We start from the raw sequence: 24628 nt of genomic DNA, 5'->3' as shown, positions 1-24628 counted from the left end.
CGTGATGCAAACTGTATGGTCTATTTCCAGTCGTGGCATTGCAATCTCTGCACTCGCGCTATCTTTGGCTGCCTGCCAAAGCATGCGCGGGCCAGAGCCTGTTGTGAGTTCAGATGTTCCTGAAAGCTTCGCGTCTTATGGCAATGCTTCTGGAAAATCAATTGCGGAACAAGGTTACAAAGACTTCTTTGCTGACCAACGTTTACTGCAAGTGCTTGATCTAGCACTTGCCAATAACCGTGATTTACGTACGGCTACGTTGAACATTCAAAAAGCGCAACAGCAATACCAAATTTCGGAAAACAACCAATTGCCAACAATTGGGGCAAGTGGTAGTGCTGTTCGTCAAGTGACCCCTACCCGTGACCCAAATAATCCTTATTCAACTTATCAAGTTGGTTTGGGTCTAACTGCTTATGAGTTAGATTTTTGGGGTCGTGTACGTAGCTTGAAAGATGCAGCTTTAGATAGCTACCTCGCAACACAAAGCTCACGTGATGCAACGCAGATCAGTTTAATCAGCCAAGTGACTCAAGCATGGTTAAACTACTCATATGCGAATGCACAATTGAAACTTGCGGATCAAACGCTGAAAGCCCAACAAGACTCGTTTAACTTGAACAAGAAACGTTTCGATGTGGGTATTGATAGCGAAATCCCTGTGCGCCAAGCACAAATTTCGGTTGAAACGGCACGTAATGATGTCGCGAACTACAAGACTCAAGTTGCTCAAGCTCAAAACTTGTTGAACTTACTTGTTGGTCAGCCAGTTCCTCAGAACTTACTCCCTCAACAACAAGTGGCGAGTATCACGCAACAAAACGTGTTTAGCGCTGGCTTACCAAGTGACTTGCTCAATAACCGTCCAGATGTGAAAGCATCTGAATACCAGTTAAGTGCTGCGGGTGCGAATATTGGTGCTGCTAAAGCCCAACTCTTCCCAACTATTAGCCTGACTGGTTCTGCTGGTTATGCATCAACTGACTTGAGTGACTTATTCAAATCAGGGAATGCGTTATGGTCAATTGGTCCAAGCTTGAATATCCCAATTTTTGACTGGGGTACTCGTAAGGCCAATGTCAAAATCTCTGAAACTGATCAGAAAATTGCACTTGCTAACTATGAGAAGTCAGTACAGTCAGCTTTCCGTGAAGTAAATGATGCTTTGGCAACACGTGCTAACATTGGTGACCGTTTAACCGCTCAACGTCGTTTGGTTGATGCAACTAATACAACATACAAGCTTTCAAATGCCCGCTTCCGTGCTGGTATTGATAGCTATTTAACCGTATTGGATGCACAACGTTCTGCTTATTCAGCAGAACAAGGTTTATTGTTATTACAACAAGCAAACCTCAACAACCAAGTTGAACTTTACAAAACACTTGGCGGTGGTCTCAAAGCCTCAAGCAGTGAAACGGTAACGCATCAGCCATCGAGCTCTGAACAACATTACGCAAAAAAATAATTTCATCTTTTGCGGATAAAAAAGCTCACTTCGGTGAGCTTTTTTATTGCAACCATTGCCAATATTTCTTATCTTCAAACTGAATATATTAATGATTTAGAAAATACGATGTTACTAAGCAGTTTAGAGTCTGTACCGGGCCATGAAATCTTACGCCAGCTAGATGTGGTGTATGGCAGCACCGTTCGTAGTAAACATGTTGGTCGTGATTTGATGGCAGGTTTAAAGAATATTGTGGGTGGTGAGTTAACGGGTTATACCGAATTGCTGGAAGAGTCACGTCAGGAAGCCACTCAACGTATGATTGATAAGGCCAAAGGTTTAGGTGCCAATGCCATTGTCGGTATTCGTTTCTCAACTTCAAATATTGCCCAAGGCGCATCAGAGTTATTTGTCTATGGTACAGCGGTAGTAGTACAACCCGTTGCGCCTAAACTTCCTGATCCATTTGGCGCATAGGCAAAATTATGGATGGATTAATTTTTCAGATTGTCCTGTTTCTGATCCTATTTTCAGTCGGTTGGGGTTTTGGTCGTCATATCGAGCAGAAACACTTACGTGAACTGGATCAGAAAGAAAAGCAATTTTCCCATATCCGTATTGACACCAATCGCTTTGTAGAAACCTCAGCCTATGGGCAAATGGTCAGCAGCAATGTGGTGATCTCCCACGATTATTTTAAGTATGTACTGGCAACCATTCGAAACTTCTTTGGTGGGCGTTTGGTCAGCTATGAAAGTGTGGTGGAACGGGCGCGTCGTGAAGCTGTGGTTCGCCTGAAGCAAGAAGCGCATGCCATGGGTGCGAACCATATTATGGGGGTTCGACTCAGTACCACTGAATTGGGTATGCAAGGTGGAATGGTTGAAGTATTTGCTTATGGTACGGCAATCATCCATACACAATAAAAAAATCCTGTGCCATGCACAGGATTTTTGCTTAGGATTCGGCAAAGATCGCTTGCCAATAATGATAGGTTTTCTCTTCCCCATCTTCTAACTTAAACTGGTATGACATCTGACGAATTTCAGTAATTTCAAATTCAACAGGATGTTTGAATATACCGCCTGCATAAGCAAAGGTATGGTATTCGCCATTTTCACCACAAACATCAACGTCGCTTGGCATCCGTTTAATCAAAGCTGCATCGATATCCTGCCCAATAAACGACTCATCGAGCTTACTGGCATCAGTTACAATGATTTTGGTTTGAATGCCTGAATCCAAGAAATCCTGCATCACTTCAAGCGAGTTCAGATTCCATATCGGCTCAACCACTTCAATACCTAAAGGATGCAAACGGTCTTCACGATATTTGCGTACATCGCTGAGGTAAATATCACCAAAGATAAAGTGCTCAACACCCTGTGCCTTAAAATGATTGGCTGCATCGAGCATACGTTGCTCATAGACAGGCAGACTTTTTGGTAGAAATACAGGATAAAGTGGAATACCAATACTTTCAGCCTGCTTTTCAAGCAATGCATGTGGAATGGCATGCATAGATGACAACGCTGTTTCTTCATTGACCGTGGTTAATAAAGCAACTACCTCAAATTCATTTTGCTGTAAGACTTTATACAGTGCCAATGAAGAGTCTTTACCACCGCTCCAATTAAAAACGGCTTTCTTACGATTATTCACACTCATTTCACTTTCATTTTGCGAATCATCTTATACAACAAGTTTGGTGACAATCGAGAAACCAACACACCTAATTGTTCTTTTTTGCCACCGACCACAATATATTGCTCGCCTGCCATCAACGACTCCACCACCCGCTCAGCAAACACATCAGCATCTAAACCATTTTCAATGGCTTCATCCTGATGGCCTTGTGGCTTGCCTTCACCATTTAAGGCATTAAAAGAGACATTGGTTTTGACAAAGCCAGGGAAAACCACCGAAACTTCAACGCCATCTTTCGACACTTCAGCACGCAAACTGTTGGCCCACATATGAATCGCTGCCTTAGCCGCAGAATACGTAGCACGATATTGTGTTCCTAAAAGACCCGCGACACTGGAAACGAACACTACTCGACCTGATTTTTGTTGCAGCAAAGTCGGTAACACGGTTTTAGTAAAAAAGACCTGTGAAAAGTAGTCAACCTCCATGATGGCACGTTCAGTTTGCATCGCAGTGTCTTGAATCAAGGCACGTTGACTCAAACCTGCATTATTGATCAGCCAGTCAATACGTCCTTTACAGGCCAAGACCTGTTCATGCGCATGGCGGACTTGAGCTTCATCGGTAATATCTGCGGCAATCGAAAGATGCTGTTCGGGCTTGAGTAATCCAACGCGTACTGCTTCCAGTTCATCATAACGACGCGAGGTCAGCACCACTTGTGCACCTTGCAATGCGCATTCACGAGCTAAAGCTTTGCCTAAGCCAGATGAAGCGCCAGTAATCCAGACCACTTTATTTTCGAGAGTTTTGAGTTTTGCCATGTCCATGTCCTACCTATGCTTGATGACGCATAAATTTCAGGAAGTAATCTACATATGTTGCCGCGACTTGCTGATCAATTTGCGTGCCTAATTTTTCCAAACGCTTATAACCCAAATGTGTAGTCATATTAATGACCCCATTAAGGGTTTTATCGACCACGAAATTAAACTTGAGACATTTCTTTGGTTCACGAATCAAATGGGTCACACCAGCATCAATCACTTCAGTGAGAAGTTTGAGTGCATTTGAAATTTCTCGATGATCTCCGCCTGCCAACTTTTGGCTAGAAGCGATGACCTTCTGAGCCAAATGCTGCTCAACAGGATAAGTCATATATACCTGTTCATCTTCAAGTTGTAAGGTTTTAGAGAGGTATTCCACCAAAGGGATTAAGCGGTCATTGCCAAAAAATGAAATCGACCATGGCATATATTTGCGAATTGCTTCCAAAATTTGCTGAATCACTTTTTCAGATTCACCCGTTTGTGAATACTGCTGATTTTCTTGTAACAGCACCATAAACACTTGTTCAATCACTTCACAAGCCATTTCTGACAATACACTGCCCAAAGCATTGGCCTGACTTTCTTTATGTCCTTGCAATAATTGCGCTCGAATATGTGCAAACCTTGCATAAGTATCCGCATGAATATTTAAAAAAACGGCGGTGTCCATTTTAATAACCCTAATTGTAAGATTCCATAAAAAAAGAGCTTGTTAAACAAGCCCTTTTATCAAATCTATTTTTCTATCATTTTTGGCATTGTACACGCCGAATTTAGCACAATCTATTCTGTATCGACATGCATAAATGCTAAAAAATGATTGACGCAATCGGTTGCTGCATTGCTATCCACTTGATTACCCATTTTCTCTAAACGCTTATAACTTAAATGGGCAGTCATATTGATCACCCCATTTAAGGTTTTATCCACCACAGTATTAAAGTTGAGACATTTTTTCGGTTCACGGATCAAACTGGTCACACCCAAATCCACGATTTGAATCAAGGTTTGAAACACATCGACCATATCACTGATTTCATTATTCTTGAGTTGCGTGACCAAACGATGTGCCTGCTGCACCAATTGTCGATCAATCGGATAAGATACATAAACCTGCTCATCGTGATACTTGATCATATTGGAAAAATAATTGGCAAAGGGACACAGACGTTCATTCCCAAATAAAGCAATCGACCACGGCATATATTTACGTACCGCCCCAATGATCTGTTGAATCACCCTTTCAGATTCAGCAGTATTTTTCTGGGTGAGCTGCGTCGGCTGACGATTTTGAATCAAGAGTACCGAAAACACTTGCTCGACAATCTCACACGCAATTTCGGATAACACCTCACCCAAGATACGGGATTGGCTCTCATGCGTACCAGCATTGAGCTGTTGGCGGATGGTTTCAAATTGTCCATGTGTGACGTCATTAATTTTCAACAGGATTGAATAACTCATGAGAAGCATCCCTTTTTTAGTTTTTTGCATTCTTATATTGTTGTTTTGAGCATCAATATTTTTAAGTTATGTGATGCATTACACAAATCTAATCCTATTTGTATAAAAATCCAACGCCTTTCATCGGCTTTTTTCAAAAAAATGAAGTCTATAAAGACTTTATCTTGATTGAGCTGTCGATCATCAGGCATAAAAGCCACATGATGAAGCTGTACTAAACGTCTCCTTTATAAAAGCTCAAAAAACAGCAATTCAGACATTATTTAAGCAGCTTTTCGCATTAACACTTGGCGCGGCTGAAATGCCTACAGAAGCGAGGATTTTTTGCTACAATAGATCTAATTTTTTATTCAATTTTAATCTTCTGTACTATGACTGACGCTCAATCTGCTCAAAATATTGCAACCACTTACGATCCAACCGAGATCGAAAAGAAATGGTATCAAATCTGGGAACAACAAGGTTATTTCAAACCATCAGGTCAAGGTGAATCATTCTGTATCATGATTCCACCACCGAACGTCACCGGTAGCTTGCACATGGGACATGGCTTTAACAATGCCATCATGGATGCACTAACCCGTTACAACCGTATGATGGGTAAAAATACCTTATGGCAGCCAGGAACCGACCATGCGGGGATTGCAACGCAGATGGTGGTCGAGCGTCAATTGGGTGCGCAAGGTGTCAGCCGTCATGACTTAGGTCGTGAAAAGTTCATCGAAAAAATTTGGGAATGGAAAGAGCAATCGGGCAATACCATCACCCGTCAGATTCGTCGTTTAGGTTCGTCAGTCGACTGGTCACGCGAACGCTTCACTATGGATGAAGGCTTGTCTAATGCAGTAAAAGAAGTGTTCGTAAAACTGCATGAAGATGGCTTGATCTATCGCGGTAAACGTCTGGTTAACTGGGATCCGAAACTACAAACAGCACTATCAGACTTAGAAGTTGAATCGGATAAAGAAGAAGCAGGTTCATTGTGGCACTTCAAATATTTCTTTGAAGATAAAAACCTACGTACCCATGATGGTAAAGACCACATCGTTGTCGCGACCACTCGTCCTGAAACCTTGTTAGGTGATACCGCGGTTGCTGTGGCACTTGATGATGAACGCTATACGCACCTTGTGGGTCAGAATATTATCCTGCCAATTACAGGCCGTGCTGTTCCAATCGTTAAAGATGAATATGTAGATAAAGAATTCGGTACAGGCTGTGTGAAAATCACCCCGGCACATGACTTTAATGACTATGAAGTCGGTAAGCGTTGTGAATTGCCAATCATCAATATCTTCAACAAAAATGCTGAAGTATTGGCTGAGTTTGAATATATCGCCAAAGCGGGCGAGCAAATTTCTAAAACCATCCCTGCCCCTGCAGACTATGTTGGTTTAGAGCGTTTTGAAGCACGTAAAAAACTGGTCGAACAAGCAGAAGCTGAAGGCTGGTTAGATCAAATCCAACCTTATACGCTTAAACCACCTCGCGGTGACCGTTCAGGTGTGATCGTTGAGCCTTTATTGACAGATCAATGGTATGTAAAAATTGCACCATTGGCGCAACCTGCAATTGAAGCGGTTCAAGACGGTCGTATCAAGTTTGTTCCTGAACAGTACAGTAACATGTACATGGCGTGGATGAACAACATCCAAGACTGGTGTATCTCTCGTCAGCTTTGGTGGGGTCACCGTATCCCAGCTTGGTACGATGCTGAAGGCAACATCTATGTGGGTCGTGACGAAGCAGAAGTCCGTGCCAAAAACAACATCCCTGCTGATGTTGTGTTAAACCAAGATGAAGACGTACTGGATACGTGGTTCTCATCTGCGCTGTGGACCTTCTCAACTTTGGGTTGGACTGGCGATGCCAAGAAAGATGCGGAAAACTATTTCCTCAATACGTTCCACCCAACTGATGTATTGGTGACTGGTTTTGACATCATCTTCTTCTGGGTTGCTCGTATGATCATGTTTACGATGCACTTCATGAAGAATGAAGATGGTACGCCACAAGTACCGTTTAAAACGGTCTATGTTCACGGTCTGGTTCGTGATGGCGAAGGTCAAAAAATGTCGAAGTCTAAGGGTAACGTGCTTGACCCTCTTGACTTGATTGATGGTGTTGACCTTGAGACCTTGGTACAAAAACGTACTACGGGTCTAATGAACCCGAAACAAGCGGCGAAGATTGAGAAATCAACCCGTAAAGAATTCCCAGAAGGTATTCAAGCTTATGGTACCGATGCAGTTCGTTTCACGTTCTGTGCATTGGCGAACACGGGCCGTGACATCAAATTCGACATGAAGCGTGTTGAAGGCTACCGTAACTTTGCCAACAAAATCTGGAACGCAACCCGTTTCGTATTGATGAATGTTGAAGGTCAAACGGTTGCTCAAGAAGCGCGTCCTGAGCTGTGGGAACTTCCAGAAAAATGGATCATGAGCCGTCTGCAAAAAGCAGAGGCTGCGGTACATCAAGCATTTGCTACCTATCGTTTAGACCTTGCTGCACAAGCGATCTATGACTTTATCTGGAATGAATACTGTGACTGGTATGTTGAGTTAACTAAGCCAGTTCTGAACGATGCCAATGTCTCTGAAGAGCGTAAAGCTGAAGTTCGTCGTGTGTTACTTGCGGTGATGGAAGCATCTTTACGTTTGGCTCATCCGTTGATGCCTTATTTGACTGAAGAAATCTGGCAAACCCTTGCGCCAATGTTAGGCAAAGGCGGTGCAACGATTATGACTGCGCAATACCCTGTTCCTGATCAAGCGAAAGTGAATGATCAAGCTGAAGCAGACATGCAGTGGTTACAAGGTTTGATTGGTGCGGTACGTAATATTCGTGGTGAAATGGGCTTAGGTAATGCGCGTTTATTGCCTGTATTACTCAAGAACATTTCTGACGCTGAGCGCGAGCAAATCATCCGTATTGAAGCTTTATTCAAAGCATTGGCTAAAGTTGAAAGCATTGAGTTCTTGAGCAATGAGCAAGAACCACCGTTGTCTTGTTCTAGCGTTGTCAGCCATGCATCGGTATTTGTACCAATGAAAGGCTTGATTGATCCTAAAGCTGAATTAGGTCGTTTGCAGAAGGACTTGGATAAAGTTCAAAAGCAACATGATCAAATTGCCAATAAACTTTCAAATGAAGGTTTTGTTGCTAAAGCACCAGCAGCGGTTGTTGAGGGTGAAAAAGTGAAATTGGCTGAGTTTGCTGATCAGTTAGCGAAAATTAAGCAAAGTATGGAGCAGATTGCTGCGCTTTAAATAATTGCTAAATGATTAAAAATTAAGATAAAATCCCCTCAAATTCGAGGGGATTTTTTACATATATGAAATTAATAAATAAGTTCCAAGAGAGCTAAAAAATGTCCAAGGCCTATTCATACAGATGACAAAGACTGTTCTATAAAAAGCTAAATATAGAAGTCCTAATACTCTTTCATTTCAGTTCTTTTTTGTATATCTGTTTCTTTAAGAAAACATGCATATTCACTCAACTTAGAGAGCCTCTTCTCTCTAGGTTTTATGTCCAACCAATATTTCACATCCAAGAAGATATCATTCTCAATATCCCATATTTGCTTATAGCGGATATCAATTTCTTTTTTCCCACCAATAAACAGTTGAAAAGTATTTTTTAGAAAACCATCTTTTTGAATTACTGTTAAGTGCTCATCATCTAAACGATACAATTTTCTATCGAATAGAAAAAAAATAAACTCTTCGCAACCCAAAATTGCTACTAATTTTTTATGTTTATCTACATCAATAAAAAAACCATATCCATCCGCTGCACGATTTGTTATAGATATATTTGATTGGTCTAATTCTTTATTTTCAAAATTAAAAGAATAAAGTTTTTCTTCGTTATTAATATTTAAAAAAATTACTGGATTATTGTCCATTCTTTAAAATCCAAATAATTCTAATACTACTATGTTGCTGGATTCTATTCACGCTAAAAGTAGCAGATTTTCTAACACAGATTCGATATATCGATATTCCCTCTCCTTTTAGGAGATGAGCAGCACTGCTGCGCAAGGGGAGAGGTCTTATTAGAAAGCGACCAACATTTATTCCATAAATCATCCAAAACTCTCTCAGTATTTTTTAAAATTTCATGATTCCAATACCGTACTACTTTTAAATCCAAAGCCTCTAAAAACTTGGTTCGTCCAGCATCATATTCAATCGCATCTTCAGCTCCGTGCTGGCTGCCATCTAGTTCAATCACCAAACCCAATTCATGACAGTAAAAATCGACAATATAGGGGGCAATCACATGCTGTCTGCGAAATTTAAGATTCATAAATCGTTTAGCACGAAGTAGTTGCCACATCAGGTGTTCTGCCTCAGTTGCATTACTTCGCATAGTTTTGGCGAATTCTAATAACTGTGGGTCTAGTTTCATTTTTTTCCTATTTTTAATTTCCCTCACCCCAACCCTCTCCCTAAGGGAGAGGGAGCATCCTTTGTGAATTTGATAGTTATTCGATACGCAATAAAGTTCACTCTCCTTTCAGGAGAGGGCTAGGGATAGGTATTTTTAAAAAAGCTTACAAAACCCCATGCCCCAACAACATCTCCACCCCACTCACTTTTTTCATATGCTTTAAACGCTCTTTTTCCCACTTCAATTGCTGCTTTAACTCAGCACAATCCGCATCTATGGCTTTATACACATCCCCAATATTCAGATGCTCGGCTTTGACTTTCTTCGCCAACTGAAAAGAATCCAAAATCTCTTCAATTTGACTTTCAAGCTGCTGACTTTGTGCATCCAAAGCCAGTTTATAAAACTTCACTTGCTCGGCCGATAGCTCTTTAGCGCCTACACCTTTATTCTGTTCAAGCTGTAATTGAAGTTTCAATAAATAAAACAAATCCTGCTGTTCATAAGCCTGACTCGCTTGCTGGAATAACTCGGTTTTTTCTTCTTTCTTGGTCTCGTCTTGCTCACGGTCAGGATGAATCATCGCAGCAATTTTTAAATACACGGTTTTCAATGACTGCGCTGCCATCTGCTCAGCTTGTTCACGTTTCTGCTGTTGTCGAAGTTGTTTGGCCTGTTCCCTTGCTTGTTGCTGCTCGGCTGCATACTGCTCAAAATCATCTTGTTCTAATGCTGCACTTTGCTCATAACTTTGATGCTGTTCCAACTTGGCTGACTGTACTTTTTTAGTCTTTTTAAGCGATTGCTGGGCATGTTGCTGATAAAAAGTATCAATCTGCTTGACCAGCTTTAACTGTTCATCACTCAACATCTTGGAACGCTTTAACATTTGGGCAAGCTGAGCAATTTTTTCATCCAGTTGCTGTATATCCGCTTTGGAAAACTCATGCTGCTGTAACAGCGTCCAAAGCTGATCTAACTGCTGAAACAAAATTTCATGCAATTCACTATACACAGGCATCAGCTTTTGCCGTGTGTGTTGTTGAATCTCGGCTTGCGCATTCTGCCATGCGGCAAGGCTGATTTTTTGCTGTTCTATTTGATCAATCAGGCGATTCAGCTTCTTCTGCTGTGCAGAAGGTTGAGCCCTTTGCTTTAAATTGACTTTGAGATCAAAGGACATAATGCTGCCGCCTAAAAATTAAAAAGTGTAGCAATAATCAACCAACAAAGTCAGCAAACACTTTCAATATCGTGTTTGGACAAACAAATCGCTTAACTAAGCTTTACTCATCGCCAAATAAGGCATTGGCTGAAACGACCTTGGTGATTTTAACTTTATCTTGTTTCAGCAAGGGATAGATTTTTTGTCTAAGTACATCACTGGTCATGCTGCCATTCAAATTCAGTAACACAGGCTCTTCGCTCAGTGACCCTTTACCTAAGTATTCTTGATTCAAATCATTGGTGGTTGCTTGATTGACCACCACAAAATAGCCTGAAATGCCTTTGACCTGACCACAAGCCAAACTTTGTGGTGACCAATCCCCTTGGCGAATCACTTTTTGCAACGTATAGCCTTTGCTTTTTAATTGCTGCGCTTGCTCTGCTGTTGCGATTGGAAAATCAATCCGCTTTTGCTGTCCTTTCCAGCTCACCAACAAATGACTGGATTGACAAGATTCACGCATAACACCTCCACTTCCTCTCAGCGCGCCTTCATCTGGATCAAAACAGGATGAAATCACTTGAAAAGTCGCTTCACCACAATGCAACGACTCGGATTGATAGGTCTTGAATGGTGTTGCTTGGGCTTGGCTCAACTGAGTTAAACAGACTGATAAAAGACAAAAACTGATGAATTTATTGTTCATATGAAGTCGTATTAGAATTAAAGGTTGACTCATTCTATCTTAAAAATTGAGTGACTAAAGAAAGTCCTCATACTCCTCAATTTGAATTAAACATTAAAAATGACAAACCCAACTTTTAAGCTAAAATCCGTTATATACATCATCATTTAAATACTCGAATTGTATGAAGAATAAAGTCCTATTGCTCACCTCATTTATTTTGCTCGCTGGATGTAATGAAAAACCAAAAACATCATCAGAAAGCGATCACCCCACACAAAAGGCAGTTCAACAGACTCAAGCCGTATCAGAACCTGTGCTTATTCCCACTACACCTGAATCCGATTATCTCGCCAATAATTCAACTCCACTACCAAAAGGCTATTCAGTCGATACAACCCATCTCAAAAAGCCTTTGTTTATTGATTTTGATGGCGATGGAAATCTGGATACCTTTCGAGTGCTGAAAAACCCAAATAAAAAAGGAATGAAATATCTCTTTGAATTCCGTATCTCAAGTAGCAACAAAGTTTATTACTACGAAAATACAGATAAAGATTATGACCTCGATATTTTCGGAACTTTTGAAGTTGCACCTAAAACAGATATTTACGTGAATGAAGACTATCGCTTTGATGAAGATGGAAATATCTTAGCTGATGAGCAAATTGATCCAAAACATTATCTAAAGTTCAAAGGTGATGGTATTTCTGTCAATGTTCTAGAAGAAACCTGTGCAACTTCTGTTTTTTTCTTAACAGATGAAAAAATTAAACGAATTGCGCTGTGCTAACGCATCACGTTCATTTCATAAAAAAGCCGCCCAATTGAGCGGCTTTTTTAATCAGATAAACGTATTACTGTGCGGTATAGCCACCATCCATCACCACCGCCTGTCCTGTAATCCCTGCCCCTTTGTTGCTGGCTAAGAAAATCGCATAGTCGGCAATTTCTTCAACGCTGAGTAAACGCTTCTGTGGCACCATCGCCAAAATCACATCTTCCAAAGCACTTTCCAGACTGACATTACGGTTTTTGGCCAAGTCAGCAATTTGCCCACGCACCAAAGGCGTATCCACATAACCCGGACATAATGCATTCACGGTAATCCCGTCACGGGCACATTCCAGAGCTGCCACTTTGGTCAAACCAATCACCCCATGCTTGGCGCTGTTATACCCTGCCTTACCCGCAAAACCAATCAAGCCATTGATCGAAGACATATTGATAATCCGACCATATTGCTGCGCTTTCATAATCGGAAAAGCATGTTTAATTCCGATAAATGAACCTGTCAACATCACCTGTACCAGTTTCTGATAAATCTCTGTTGAGAAGTCTTCAATTGCTGCAACATGCTGAAAACCTGCATTGTTAATCAGGATATCTAAACATCCAAAAGTTTGTGTGGTCAAATCAATTGCCGCTTTATAAGCCTGTTCATCTGTTACATCACAAGGCGCAGACAAAGCCTCAAAACCCTGCTGTTTTAACTGCTCCACCGCTTGCTGGCATTTCTCGGCATTAACATCAGAAATCACCACTTTCGCACCTTCCTGAGCAAATTTTTTCGCAATTTCTAATCCAATACCGCTCGCCGAACCAGTAATAAAGGCCACTTTGGCTTCGAGTTGTTGAGTCACTGTGTTACTACTCCTATTCTTAATCATTTTGATTGCTCACCAGTCAGTACTGGCAAGCTCAAATTAAAATTCAACTAGACAATACCGAACCATGTAAATGCAGCAATCACCACAAATACCGCTAAGGTTTTAATAATGGTGACCGCAAAAATATCTTTATAGGATTGCTTATGAGTTAAACCTGTGACCGCAAGCAAGGTAATCACCGCGCCATTATGCGGCAGTGTGTCCATACCGCCCGATGCCATCGCCACCACGCGATGCATCACTTCTGGTGGAATACCTGCCGCCACAATAGCGGCGTTATAAGTTTCAGCCATCGCACTCAAGGCAATACTCATCCCCCCCGATGCCGAACCAGTAATCCCTGCCAATACGGTCGTGGTCACCGCACCATTGACCAAAGGATTGGTAAAGGTGGTACCGAGTGCATGACTAATCAAAGCAAAGCCCGGCAATGCCGCAATAATCGCACCAAAACCATATTCAGAAGCGGTATTCATCACTGCCAATAATGAACCACTGATACTGGCATTGACGCCTTCTTTAAAGTTGGTTACCACGCGCTGATAATCAAATAAAATTGCGGCAATAATCCCGACAATCAAGGCCAAACCCACTGCCCAAATCGCCCCAGTTTTTGCTACATCAACAGTGTAGTTGGCTAAACCAATTGCATTAAAATCAAAACCATTCGGATACCATTCTTTGATGGCTGTGGATAGATAACGGTTCATCACCGCAACCAGAATCAACGGCACAAAGGCCATGCCTTGACGTAGTACTGAACCATTGTGCTGCGTAGATTGTTCAACATCGGCAGTCGCTGGTGTGACTGCCTCTTCAGCAGCAAAACCAGCATAACCTTCACCTGTACGAACAGCAGCTTTACGGCGTGATTCCAGATAGAGTAGACCCATGCTCAAGACGAAAATCGCCCCAATGACACCTAAAAACGGCGCTGCATAAATATTGGTGCCAAAGAAGGTGGTCGGAATTACGTTCTGAATTTGTGGTGTCCCCGGCAAGGCATCCATGGTGAATGTAAATGCGCCTAGGGCAATAGTGCCGGGAATCAAACGTTTTGGAATATTGGCTTGTTGGAACAACTGATTGGCAAATGGATAAATCGCAAATACCGCCACAAACAGACTGACACCGCTATACGTCAGAATTGCACCGAGTAAAACCACCGTTAAAATGGCTTTCTTTGCACCAATCAAATTGACAATAGTACGGGCAATCGACTCGGCAATACCCGACATTTCTACCACTTTGCCAAAGATTGCACCAAGCAAGAACACCAAGAAATAGTCTTTAATGAAATTGACCATCTTCGGCATGAAAACGCCCGAATAAAACGGCAGCACATTGGCGGGGTTAATCAGAAAAACCGCGAGCAATGCACATAACGGCGCCATGAGAATCACGGAAAAACCGCGATAGGCCGTGTACATCAGCAAGCCTAAAGACAGCAGAATGACAAATAAGTCCCACATATTCTTTTACTCCATTCCAAAGAATATATGTCAGGGTCAACCAAATTATTTTTTTTATACTGTGTGGTGGTTATCCTAACCATAAATAAAATCAAAATACTGCTAATTACAGTACAGAATCTAAAACCATGACGCATGTTAAAACGTATTTTAAAATAGCATTAAAATCACAAAAAACAAGATGATTAAAACAAAATACAATATTTTTAATTGTTTATAAAAATCAATATCTTACATAAATTAAAATTAAATAATTTAATTGATTAATAAAACAAATCAACTATTCAAAAATACTCATCAATCCCATTCAGTTATATTTAGCTTATTCTTTTTAAAATCCATTTTTCGATATTAAGCTACAATAAATCAATAATCGCATATCGCATTTTTAAAAATAAACGGCTTGCCTCTCGCCACCGAATTAACAAAAATGCCAGTCACAATGTGCTGTTTTTTTTATAAATTACAGCATATAAATCAAAAACTTTCCGCATAGGTCGTCCACCATGACTTTAAAGCAACTCAAAGCATTTCTGGCTTTGACTCGTACCCTGAATTATGCAAATGCCTCTGCTGAATTGCATCTCAGTCAATCTGCTTTAAGTCTAAGTATCAAATCACTGGAAGAAGAACTGGGCGGCAAGCTGTTTAAACGCAATACCCGTCGGGTTGAACTAACACAGGAAGGAAAATCATTGATCCCCTATGCCAAGAAATTACTGGCCAATTGGGAAGATATGGAAAAAGACGTCAAGCAACGATTTAAACTCAATCGCGGCACACTGAATATTGCCTCGATGCCCTTTGTCACCCATGCGATTTTGCCGCAAGTCATTCATAGTTTTTTAGCCAAACATCCCAATATCAGCTTTTCCATTCATGATATTCCCAATGAAAAAGTACTGGAAAATGTTCAGGATGGTATTTTTGAAATTGGGATTTGCTTTGAGCCACCGCGCAATGATCAACTGGAATTTAAGCCTTTATTTGAGGAAGATTTCCTTGCGCTCTTACCGAAAACACATCCACTAGCAAGCGCGGATTCGATCAGTTGGAAACAGCTGTGTGCCAATCCCTTTGTGACCTTGCAGCATCCCTCCATTGTTCGGCATCTGATTGAAGAAAACTGTCTTAAAAACCATCTAACTTTAGATTTAAAAGTCGAATGTCATCAAATCAGTTCCCTCTCCAGCTTTGTCGCATTGGATATGGGAGTCAGTGCCATCCCCCGTCATTTTCAAAACTTTATCGACAAGGAACATAATGTCTTAATCGAAATTGAGGATGGCAAATTGCCGCAAGCGATTGGCATTGTCTATAAAAAAGACTTTGAGCTTTCCAATATTTCAGCCGAGTTTATCGAGATCTTGCTACAACATGATTTTGGCTAACCCTGATTGACTGCTACACCAATACAGACTCGCTCCGTCATCCTGCCCTTTTGAGTAAAATAGATGAAATTTATTGTATTAATGAGTTTCCCTCATTAATCCTTTAAAAATTTAAACTTCTGTAAATAATCCCTGAGTGCTAAAACTATTAGAAACCAAGGAATTTACAGGTGAAAAAAATGAATAAAGTCTATTCAACCGCAGCACTGGCACTGCAAGATGTGGTGCAAGATCAACAGACATTTGCGGTTGGCGGTTTTGGCCTATGTGGTATTCCTGAGGCATTAATCCAAGCACTGAAAGAAACTGGTGTAACAGGCCTCACTTGTATTTCCAATAATGCAGGCATTGATGATTTTGGCTTGGGTGTCTTGCTCAAAACCCGACAAATTAAAAAAATGATCTCGTCTTATGTGGGCGAAAATAAAGAATTTGAACGCCAGTATCTGAATGGCGAACTTGAAGTTGAACTCACACCCCAAGGCACATTGGCGGAAAAACTACGCGCTGGTGGTGCAGGTATTCCTGCCTTTTATACCGCAACAGGTGCAGGCACCTTGGTGGCTGAAGGTAAGGAACAACGTGAATTTAATGGCCGTACTTACATCCTTGAACCATCACTGACCGCAGATGTGGCACTGGTCAAAGCCTATAAGGCGGATAAAGCTGGCAATCTGGTATTCCGTAAAACCGCTCAAAACTTTAACCCTGAATGTGCGATGGCTGGAAAAATCACCATTGCCGAAGTCGAGCAAATTGTTGAAATCGGCGAACTTGATCCAGATGAAATTCATTTGGCGGGCATTTACGTCAATCGTGTGGTGCTGAATGCCTCACCAGAAAAACGTATCGAACAAAAAACCCTAAAAGCACAGGACGCATAATCATGGCATGGACACGTGAACAAATGGCACAACGTGCCGCGCAAGAATTACAAGATGGTTTCTACGTCAATCTTGGTATTGGCCTGCCAACCCTCGTTGCCAACTACATCCCAGAGGATATGGATGTATGGTTGCAATCGGAGAATGGTCTGCTCGGGATTGGTGAATTTCCTACCGAACAGCAACTCGACCCAGATTTAATCAATGCAGGCAAACAAACTGTCACCGCTCGTGCAGGTGCGGCATTTTTCTCTAGCAGTGAATCCTTTGCCATGATTCGTGGCGGCCACGTCAATATCGCCATTCTGGGGGCTATGGAAGTCTCTGAACAAGGTGACCTCGCCAACTGGATGATTCCGGGCAAAAAAGTCAAAGGCATGGGCGGCGCGATGGACTTGGTTGCAGGCGTTCAACGTGTGGTGGTGCTGATGGAACACAATGCCAAAGATGGTACCGCTAAAATTGTCAAACAGTGCAGCTTACCGCTGACAGGTCAAAAAGTGGTGCATCGTATTATTACCGACTTGGGCGTTTTGGATGTTGTCGCAGAAGGCATCAAACTGGTGGAGTTAGCACCGGATGTGACTGAACAACAAATTCTAGATGCTACAGGTGTTGAGCTGTTGATTGAAGCCAAAGCTTAACGCTCCCCCCCCTTTATTTTTCTCGTTGAAGTGATGCTGTAATGGCATCACTTTTCGCTGTTTTCGGGAGCAGCACATTCATTTAGGACAAATGAATCAGATACAACAAAATTAAAAATGGATGCTATACATGAATAAACAACCTGCCTTGTTAGAACGGTTTGCCCTGCGGATTAGTAACTGGTCGGAAAAATGGTTTCCTGACTCTTATATCTTTGCCCTGCTCGGTGTGATTATCGTTTCCTTTGCTGCAATCAGTATCGGTGCATCGGTACAAGATGTGGCGAGCTCCTTTGGGAATGGTTTTTGGAGTTTAATCCCTTTCACTCTGCAAATGACCATGCTGATTATTGTTGGCTATGTCGTTTCGGTTTCTGCACCTGTGAAAAAACTGATTCAGAAGATGGCGCGTATCCCCCATTCGGGACGCAGTGCCATTGTGTTGGTGGCCACGGTCAGTTTATTGATTTCTTTGGTCAATTGGGCAGTCAGTACTATTCTGACGGCGTTATTGGTGATTGCGCTGGCAAAACGTAAAGAACTACAGATGGACTATCGTGCTGCCGCAGCTGCCGCAATCATTGGTATGGGCGCAACGTGGGCACTGGGTATCAGCTCTTCTGCAGCTCAATTACAGGCCAATAAAGCCAGCCTGCCTGAGTCGATCTATAACTTAACCGGTGTGATTCCATTTACCGAAACCATCTTCCTGTGGCAATCCATGCTGATGACCCTAATTTTAGTGATTGTCTCGATTGCGATTGCCTATTGGTCTGCACCGAAAGGCGATAATGTCAAAACCATGCAGGATTTTGAGCTGAGTTTTGAAGAAGAGGAAAAGACCGAAGTCAAATCGACCCGACCGGGTGATTGGTTGGAGAACTCACCGCTTTTGACCATTATTGTGGTGGCATTAGGCTTGATCTGGATGTTTATCGAATTTTCTAAAACCAATCCGATCATCGCCATTTCCAGTCTCAATACCTATAACTTTGTGTTTTTGATGCTGGGTCTGGCACTACACCGCACCCCGCGTAACTTCCTTAATGCCGTGAGTCAGGCGGTGCCTGCTGTATCAGGGATTCTGATCCAATTCCCACTCTACGGCAGTATCGCCTTTATTATGACCCAAGCGCTGAATAGCCAGGATTTATCGCTATCGCACTATATCGCTGAATTCTTTGTCTCGATCGCATCCAAGGAAACCTTTGCGATTGTGATGGGCATCTACTCTGCGGTACTCGGTTTCTTTGTGCCATCAGGCGGTGGGAAATGGATTATCGAGGCACCTTATGTGATGCAGGCCGCCAATGATTTGCAGGTGCATTTAGGTTGGTCGGTGCAGATTTATAATGCGGCAGAAGCATTGCCCAATCTGATCAATCCCTTCTTTATGCTGCCGATGCTGGGAATTTTAAAACTCAAGGCCAAAGATGTGATTGGTTTTACCGTCACTCAATTGGTGTTCCATCTGCCTTTAGTACTGTTCTTATTGTGGATTTTAGGCCGTACCCTCAGCTATAGCCCACCTGTTATGTAAGACCAGCAACAATTACACAGCGCTGCTTTTTATATTGAACATCACAGATATAAAAAGTGGCGTGAGCAACTCCTGAACACAGCAAAAAACCTCTCCTCATTTGCATTCAAATCCCCCTAGACGCCTTTCATTTAGAAATGCCCAAAACTGTGCTATTTTTAGGCAAATTGCACCACTTTTCATCAAAATGATAATTTAACCTCTAAATTGGTGCGTTTTTTGCATTAGATATTTCATCAAATTGAGCTGTTGCGATATAGCTTGAGTTTTTAGATTTACTAAATCTATTTTGGTGCAAAAAACGAATCAAATATTTGCACCAAAATAAAATTTAGCACTTTTTTTGAGCGCCACTATGCAAAACGTAGATCTATTTTTTTTACTGCTCGGGGCAGTACTGGTATTAGCAATGCACGCTGGCTTTGCATTCTTGGAATTGGGCACGGTACGCCATAAAAACCAAGTCAATGCATTGAGTAAAATCCTCACCGATTTTGCCATTTCAGCAATTGCCTATTTCTTTGTAGGCTATTGGATTGCATATGGCCAAAACTTTTTCCATGCAGGCAGTACCTTAGCAGCTGATCATGGCTATAACCTGATGCGCTGTTTCTTCTTACTGACCTTTGCTGCTGCAATTCCTGCGATTATTTCAGGTGGGATCGCAGAACGTGCCAAAATGCGTGCTCAAGCGATTGCAACATTGATTTTGGTGGCACTCATCTATCCGTTCTTCGAAGGCATGATCTGGAATGGTAATTATGGCCTACAAAAGTGGTTAGAGAACTCTTTTGGTGCAAGTTTCCATGACTTTGCAGGCTCCGTTGTGGTGCATGCCATGGGCGGTTGGATTGCCCTTGCTGCAGTAATTTTACTTGGTGCCCGTCATGGTCGTTATAAAAATGATGGTCGTGTCAGTGCTCATCCACCATCATCTATTCCATTCCTTGCTTTAGGTTCATGGATTCTGATTGTTGGTTGGTTTGGCTTTAACGTGATGAGTGCACAACGGGTTGAAGCGATTTCTGGTCTGGTTGCAATCAATTCTCTCATGGCAATGGTCGGTGGTACTTTAGCAGCCAACTTTATGGGCCGTAATGACCCTGGTTTCTTACACAATGGTCCATTGGCTGGCTTAGTCGCAATCTGTGCGGGTTCTGATATTGTGCACCCAATTGGTGCACTAGTGATTGGTGGTACGGCGGGTGCACTGTTTGTTTACCTGTTCACCTATACCCAAAACAAACTTAAAATTGATGATGTCCTTGGGGTATGGCCTTTACACGGTGTTTGTGGTGCATTGGGTGGAATTGCAGCGGGCATCTTTGGTCAACAAGCTTTAGGTGGCTTAGGTGGTGTCTCCATCATCTCACAAGTCATTGGTACGGGGCTTGGCATTATCATTGCCTTGGTCGGTGGTTTTATTGTCTATGGTCTATTAAAAGCGACTATGGGTATTCGCCTGTCACAAGAAGATGAGTATCGTGGTGCGGATCTTTCAATCCATAAAATTTCAGCCAATTCGGAAGAATCAATGTTCTAATTTTTTAAACTCTTTTAAGCGACGGAAACGTCGCTTTTTTTATCTCGACTAAAAACGAGCTAACTTTTCGTTTTCGTATTTGATCATTCTATTCCAATCAACCTTGCCTATACATAGCGGTTTTAATATTGGGATAAAGCAGTTGTACAACCGACTCTGCCCCAGTGAATCCAAGCGATCATGGCACATATCATGCTTTATATTTCTTGCAATTTTTACTGTAATTTACAGCTTTTAAATTACGCCATTCATCCACCATTACGATTAACAAAACCGTAAAGAATATCGCTTGAGCATGCGCATTGAACTCTATTAAGATGAAAAATAATGTTTTTTAATACATCAAAAAGAACACATTATTTTTCATAACAATGAACGGTTAAACCGCAACAATGACGCATGCGATCATAACGATACAAAAGGAGTTTTGTACATGATTTATAAACGCACCATGACCTCTCTGCTTTGTGCAGGCACATTGGTATTCGGACTCAGTGCTTGTAGTGACAACAAAGCGCCGGCTACTGGCGACAAAGCGACTGAAGCGGGTGCCTCCACTTCGGGAACATTAAACAAAATCAAAAGCTCTGGCACGATAGTGCTGGGATATCGAGATTCATCAATTCCCTTTTCTTATATTGCATCGACCCCAAACCAACCTGTCGGTTATGCGCATGATCTGCAACTTAAAGTTGTTGAAGCCGTAAAGCAGAAGCTGAATATGCCAGACCTGAAGATTCGCTATAACTTGGTCACCAGCCAGAACCGTATTCCACTGGTCTCGAATGGGACTGTCGATCTGGAATGTGGCTCAACCACCAATAATAAAGAACGACAACAGCAAGTCGATTTCTCTGTCGGTTTCTTTGAAGTGGGCTCTCGGCTGTTGACTGCAAAAAATTCAGGAATTAAAGATTTTTCAGATTTAAAAGGCAAAAAACTGGTCACCACAGCAGGAACCACATCTGAACGCTAAATTCGTCAACACCAACAAGAACTTGGCATTGGCGAAATCATTTCTGCCAAAGACCATGCTGAATCCTTCCTGATGCTGCAAAATGGTCGTGCTGTCGCTTTTATGATGGATGATATTCTGCTCGCAGGTGAAAAATCTAAAGCCAAAGATCCGAATCAATGGGACATCGTTGGTACTGCGCCAATTCATGAAATCTATGGTTGTATGCTGCGTAAAGGAGATACTGGTTTTAAACAGGTGGTCGATGATGCCATCAAGGCAACTTATGCCTCTGGTGAAATCAACAAGATGTATGAAAAATGGTTCCAGCAACCGATTCCACCAAAGAATATTAATTTGAATTTTGCCATGTCGGATCAGCTCAAAGCCTTAATCAGCAATCCACATGATCGCGATCAATAATTCGCTCCCCTTATCGCAAGCATAGTAGTGTGAGATCGGGAAACAGTGGATGTTGTCCCGACTCTACTCAGGAGTTGTTATGAATTATAGCTGGAACTGGGGAGTTTTATGGCAATCCACAGGTATCGGAGATACCACCTACCTGAACTGGATCATTACGGGTCTGGGCTGGCTGGTTGTGATTGCTGTGGTCGCATGGACTATTGCCCTGCTGCTGGGCAGTATCCTCGGCATTATGCGCACGCTCCCCAATAAAACCGCCAGAGCCATCGGTACCACCTACGTTACCCTGTTTAGAAATGTACCTTTACTGGTTCAATTATTTATCTGGTTTTATGTGGTTCCCAACTTTCTGCCCGCCCCGATTAAAAACTGGTGGATGAATGATCTAGGAGCCAATACCACTGCCCTGATTTCGGCCAGTATCGGGCTGGGTCTGTTCACTGCTGCGCGGGTATGTGAGCAAGTCCGAACTGGGATTGAAGCCCTGCCCAAGGGACAAATCAATGCAGGCTATGCTATGGGCTTTTCCACGGCGCAACTGTATCGCTATGTCATTCTACCGCAGTCATTTCGCACCATTTTACCGCCGCTAAGTTCAGAGTTGACCAACTGTGTCAAAAACACCTCGGTCGCCTCTTTAGTCGGTGTTGCAGAAATTATTTCGCAGATGAAAACCATCAGTGAATACACTCAGAATACCATCGAAATTTATACCTATGTCACGCTGATTTTTATTCTGATTAACATCTGTCTTATTTTTAGCATGAACCTGTTGGAAAAGCGTCTGCGTATTCCTGGTTTAATATCAGGAGGAAAGTAGTATGGAATGGCTAATCTCTTTTCTCAGTGACTTACAGCAGTCTGGACCTGCGCTGTGGTATGGATTCAGCATTACCTTAAAAGTCGTGGTGATTGCGACCATTGGTGGTATTGCGATTGGTACTCTCGTGGCCCTGATGCGCCTGTCATCAATCAAAATTTTAAATTGGATTGCACAGGCTTATGTGGATCTGTTCCGTTCCATTCCGCTGTTACTGGTGCTGATGTGGTTCTACTTTGCCGTGCCATTTTTTTATACCGCAATTACAGGACAATATCTGACCATTGATACCGCTTTGGTTTCAAGTATCGTGGCCTTCATGCTGTTTGAAGCCGCTTATTTTTCTGAAATTGTCCGTGCAGGAATTCAGTCCATTCCCAAAGGTCAAGCTGCCGCTGCTTCTGCATTGGGCATGAGCTATGGCCAATCCATGCGTCTGATTATTCTGCCACAGGCATTCAGAAAAATGACACCCTTACTGCTTCAACAGACCATCATCCTGTTTCAGGATTCCACCATGGTCTATGCCATTGGCTTACTCGATTTTTTCAGAACAAATTATGTTCGTGGCGATTTAATGTCTCTACTCACCCAATATATTTTATTTGCAGGGCTGGTGTACTTCACGATTAGTGCTTTAGCAACATTCGCAGTGAAACGTTTACAAAGGAGGTTAAGTGTATGAGCAACAATAAAGTAATGATAGACCTCCAGAATGTCAGTAAATGGTACGATCAATTTCAGGTCCTAACCGAATGCAGTACCCAAATCTGCCAAGGTGAAGTGGTGGTGGTCTGCGGTCCATCAGGTTCAGGAAAATCAACCTTGATTAAAACCGTAAATGGGCTAGAACCCTTTCAGCAAGGTAAGATCTTTGTCGATGGCGTGCCCGTTCACGAACCTAAAACGGATATGACTAAACTACGTAGCCGTGTCGGTATGGTGTTCCAGCACTTTGAATTGTTTCCTCATCTCAGCATTACCGAAAATCTGACCATTGCGCAGATCAAAGTGCTGGGCCGTTCAGAAGCGGAAGCCAATAAAAAAGGACTGGCCTATCTGGATCGGGTGGGGCTCAGTGCCCATGCCAATAAATACCCTGCTCAGCTTTCAGGAGGGCAACAACAGCGAGTTGCGATTGCGCGTGCCCTTAGCATGGATCCGATCGCAATGCTGTTTGATGAGCCAACTTCTGCGCTTGACCCTGAAATGATCAATGAAGTTCTCGATGTGATGGTGGGACTAGCCAAAGAAGGTATGACCATGATGTGTGTAACGCATGAAATGGGCTTTGCCCGTCAGGTCGCCAATCGGATAATTTTCATGGACCAAGGCAAAATCGTAGAAGACTGTTCTAAAGATGAATTCTTTGGTACACCACGTGGCGAACGTGCACAGCAATTCCTGAATAAAATTCTGCACTAATCAGTTCTGGCTTACAGCAGAAATAAAGCAGCCAAATGGCTGCTTTATGCTGAAATGGGACAAGGAAGAATCATAAAATATACTTAAACAAAAAATTAAATAAATATTTTCAAATATTTAAGAAATAAACTTACACTTATTTTTAACTCCCCTCCACTACCATTTTTTTATGATAATTTAAGAGCCAATTAAGCTTATTCACATTAAATAACA

23 protein-coding genes and 1 pseudogene are annotated in these 24628 nt (G+C 42.1%); 14 read left to right on the top strand and 10 right to left on the bottom strand.

Annotation, left to right across the window (positions count from 1 at the left end; genetic code table 11):
• The first annotated feature begins 4 nt into the window (after positions 1-4).
• From adeK to WA352_RS03345, 3 genes are all read left to right on the top strand, one after another.
• The gene (adeK, locus tag WA352_RS03355) at positions 5-1468 is read left to right on the top strand and encodes a multidrug efflux RND transporter AdeIJK outer membrane channel subunit AdeK (RefSeq protein ID WP_005205918.1); all 1464 of its coding nucleotides are present in this window, start codon (positions 5-7) and stop codon (positions 1466-1468) included.
• Between the two features lie 108 nt (positions 1469-1576).
• Positions 1577-1927: a YbjQ family protein gene (locus WA352_RS03350; protein WP_005296351.1), complete on the top strand. Its 351-nt coding sequence runs from the start codon at positions 1577-1579 to the stop codon at positions 1925-1927.
• 8 nt (positions 1928-1935) lie between these two features.
• Positions 1936-2376 (top strand): YbjQ family protein, encoded by a 441-nt coding sequence (locus WA352_RS03345; protein WP_033133586.1) that lies wholly within the window; start codon positions 1936-1938, stop codon positions 2374-2376.
• A gap of 31 nt (positions 2377-2407) precedes the next feature.
• Here WA352_RS03345 and WA352_RS03340 read toward each other — a convergent pair whose 3' ends face one another.
• From WA352_RS03340 to WA352_RS03325, 4 genes are all read right to left on the bottom strand, one after another.
• Entirely contained in the window at positions 2408-3118 is a 711-nt protein-coding gene (locus WA352_RS03340) for a diphthine--ammonia ligase (protein ID WP_033133587.1), read from the bottom strand.
• Positions 3115-3921 (bottom strand): SDR family NAD(P)-dependent oxidoreductase, encoded by an 807-nt coding sequence (locus WA352_RS03335; RefSeq protein WP_033133588.1) that lies wholly within the window; start codon positions 3919-3921, stop codon positions 3115-3117. The genes WA352_RS03340 and WA352_RS03335 overlap by 4 nt, the downstream gene beginning before the upstream one ends.
• Before the next feature lie 13 nt (positions 3922-3934).
• A complete protein-coding gene (locus WA352_RS03330) occupies positions 3935-4597 on the bottom strand; it encodes a hypothetical protein (RefSeq protein ID WP_033133589.1) in 663 nt (220 codons plus the stop codon).
• A 113-nt stretch (positions 4598-4710) separates the two neighbouring features.
• Positions 4711-5391, bottom strand: a complete 681-nt coding sequence (locus WA352_RS03325; protein ID WP_005322691.1) for a hypothetical protein — start codon at positions 5389-5391, stop codon at positions 4711-4713.
• Between the two features lie 371 nt (positions 5392-5762).
• On the opposite strand from WA352_RS03325, the gene WA352_RS03320 reads away from it, so the two are divergent.
• Positions 5763-8663: a valine--tRNA ligase gene (locus WA352_RS03320; protein ID WP_033133590.1), complete on the top strand. Its 2901-nt coding sequence runs from the start codon at positions 5763-5765 to the stop codon at positions 8661-8663.
• Between the two features lie 164 nt (positions 8664-8827).
• On the opposite strand, the gene WA352_RS03315 is transcribed toward WA352_RS03320, so the two are convergent.
• The 4 genes from WA352_RS03315 to WA352_RS03300 form a co-directional block, all read right to left on the bottom strand.
• Complete coding sequence (locus WA352_RS03315) at positions 8828-9304, bottom strand: hypothetical protein (RefSeq protein ID WP_033133591.1); 477 nt, start codon at positions 9302-9304, stop codon at positions 8828-8830.
• Between the two features lie 71 nt (positions 9305-9375).
• On the bottom strand, positions 9376-9810 hold the full coding sequence (locus WA352_RS03310; RefSeq protein ID WP_081406948.1) for an endonuclease domain-containing protein: 435 nt from the start codon (positions 9808-9810) through the stop codon (positions 9376-9378).
• A 145-nt stretch (positions 9811-9955) separates the two neighbouring features.
• Positions 9956-10975: a molecular chaperone DnaJ gene (locus WA352_RS03305; RefSeq protein ID WP_033133592.1), complete on the bottom strand. Its 1020-nt coding sequence runs from the start codon at positions 10973-10975 to the stop codon at positions 9956-9958.
• A 103-nt stretch (positions 10976-11078) separates the two neighbouring features.
• Positions 11079-11666, bottom strand: coding sequence for a hypothetical protein (locus WA352_RS03300; protein WP_033133593.1), 588 nt, complete (start codon positions 11664-11666; stop codon positions 11079-11081).
• A gap of 163 nt (positions 11667-11829) precedes the next feature.
• Between WA352_RS03300 and WA352_RS03295 the strand changes: the two genes are divergently transcribed.
• Positions 11830-12438, top strand: coding sequence for a hypothetical protein (locus WA352_RS03295; protein WP_033133594.1), 609 nt, complete (start codon positions 11830-11832; stop codon positions 12436-12438).
• 64 nt (positions 12439-12502) lie between these two features.
• Here the strand turns inward: WA352_RS03295 and WA352_RS03290 are convergent, their stop codons facing one another.
• Both WA352_RS03290 and WA352_RS03285 read right to left on the bottom strand, forming a co-directional pair.
• The gene (locus tag WA352_RS03290) at positions 12503-13315 is read right to left on the bottom strand and encodes a 3-hydroxybutyrate dehydrogenase (protein ID WP_277605725.1); all 813 of its coding nucleotides are present in this window, start codon (positions 13313-13315) and stop codon (positions 12503-12505) included.
• Between the two features lie 47 nt (positions 13316-13362).
• Positions 13363-14787: a GntP family permease gene (locus WA352_RS03285; protein WP_033133596.1), complete on the bottom strand. Its 1425-nt coding sequence runs from the start codon at positions 14785-14787 to the stop codon at positions 13363-13365.
• A 506-nt stretch (positions 14788-15293) separates the two neighbouring features.
• Here WA352_RS03285 and WA352_RS03280 point away from each other — a divergent pair.
• The 9 genes and pseudogenes from WA352_RS03280 to WA352_RS03240 all read left to right on the top strand — a co-directional run bounded on the left by WA352_RS03280 (position 15294) and on the right by WA352_RS03240 (position 24415).
• Positions 15294-16178 carry a LysR family transcriptional regulator gene (locus WA352_RS03280; RefSeq protein WP_004803082.1) on the top strand — a complete coding sequence of 295 codons (885 nt, stop codon included), beginning with the start codon at positions 15294-15296 and terminating at the stop codon, positions 16176-16178.
• A 179-nt stretch (positions 16179-16357) separates the two neighbouring features.
• Entirely contained in the window at positions 16358-17062 is a 705-nt protein-coding gene (locus tag WA352_RS03275) for a CoA transferase subunit A (protein WP_033133623.1), read from the top strand.
• A 2-nt stretch (positions 17063-17064) separates the two neighbouring features.
• Positions 17065-17706 (top strand): CoA transferase subunit B, encoded by a 642-nt coding sequence (locus WA352_RS03270; RefSeq protein ID WP_033133597.1) that lies wholly within the window; start codon positions 17065-17067, stop codon positions 17704-17706.
• Between the two features lie 130 nt (positions 17707-17836).
• Positions 17837-19246 (top strand): short-chain fatty acid transporter, encoded by a 1410-nt coding sequence (locus tag WA352_RS03265; RefSeq protein ID WP_151715045.1) that lies wholly within the window; start codon positions 17837-17839, stop codon positions 19244-19246.
• A gap of 355 nt (positions 19247-19601) precedes the next feature.
• Positions 19602-20789 carry an ammonium transporter gene (locus tag WA352_RS03260; RefSeq protein WP_033133599.1) on the top strand — a complete coding sequence of 396 codons (1188 nt, stop codon included), beginning with the start codon at positions 19602-19604 and terminating at the stop codon, positions 20787-20789.
• A gap of 433 nt (positions 20790-21222) precedes the next feature.
• Positions 21223-22167: pseudogene (locus tag WA352_RS03255) on the top strand (transporter substrate-binding domain-containing protein).
• Positions 22168-22246: 79 nt separating this feature from the next.
• Positions 22247-22990, top strand: coding sequence for an amino acid ABC transporter permease (locus tag WA352_RS03250; protein ID WP_004803070.1), 744 nt, complete (start codon positions 22247-22249; stop codon positions 22988-22990).
• Position 22991: 1 nt separating this feature from the next.
• The gene (locus WA352_RS03245) at positions 22992-23675 is read left to right on the top strand and encodes an ABC transporter permease subunit (RefSeq protein ID WP_033133601.1); all 684 of its coding nucleotides are present in this window, start codon (positions 22992-22994) and stop codon (positions 23673-23675) included.
• Between the two features lie 14 nt (positions 23676-23689).
• The gene (locus WA352_RS03240) at positions 23690-24415 is read left to right on the top strand and encodes an amino acid ABC transporter ATP-binding protein (protein ID WP_171248656.1); all 726 of its coding nucleotides are present in this window, start codon (positions 23690-23692) and stop codon (positions 24413-24415) included.
• Positions 24416-24628 lie beyond the last annotated feature (213 nt).

Origin of the sequence: Acinetobacter sp. 102 (assembly GCF_037028485.1) — a bacterium.
GTDB lineage: Bacteria > Pseudomonadota > Gammaproteobacteria > Pseudomonadales > Moraxellaceae > Acinetobacter > Acinetobacter higginsii.
This window is presented reverse-complemented; position numbering and strand designations above follow the sequence as displayed.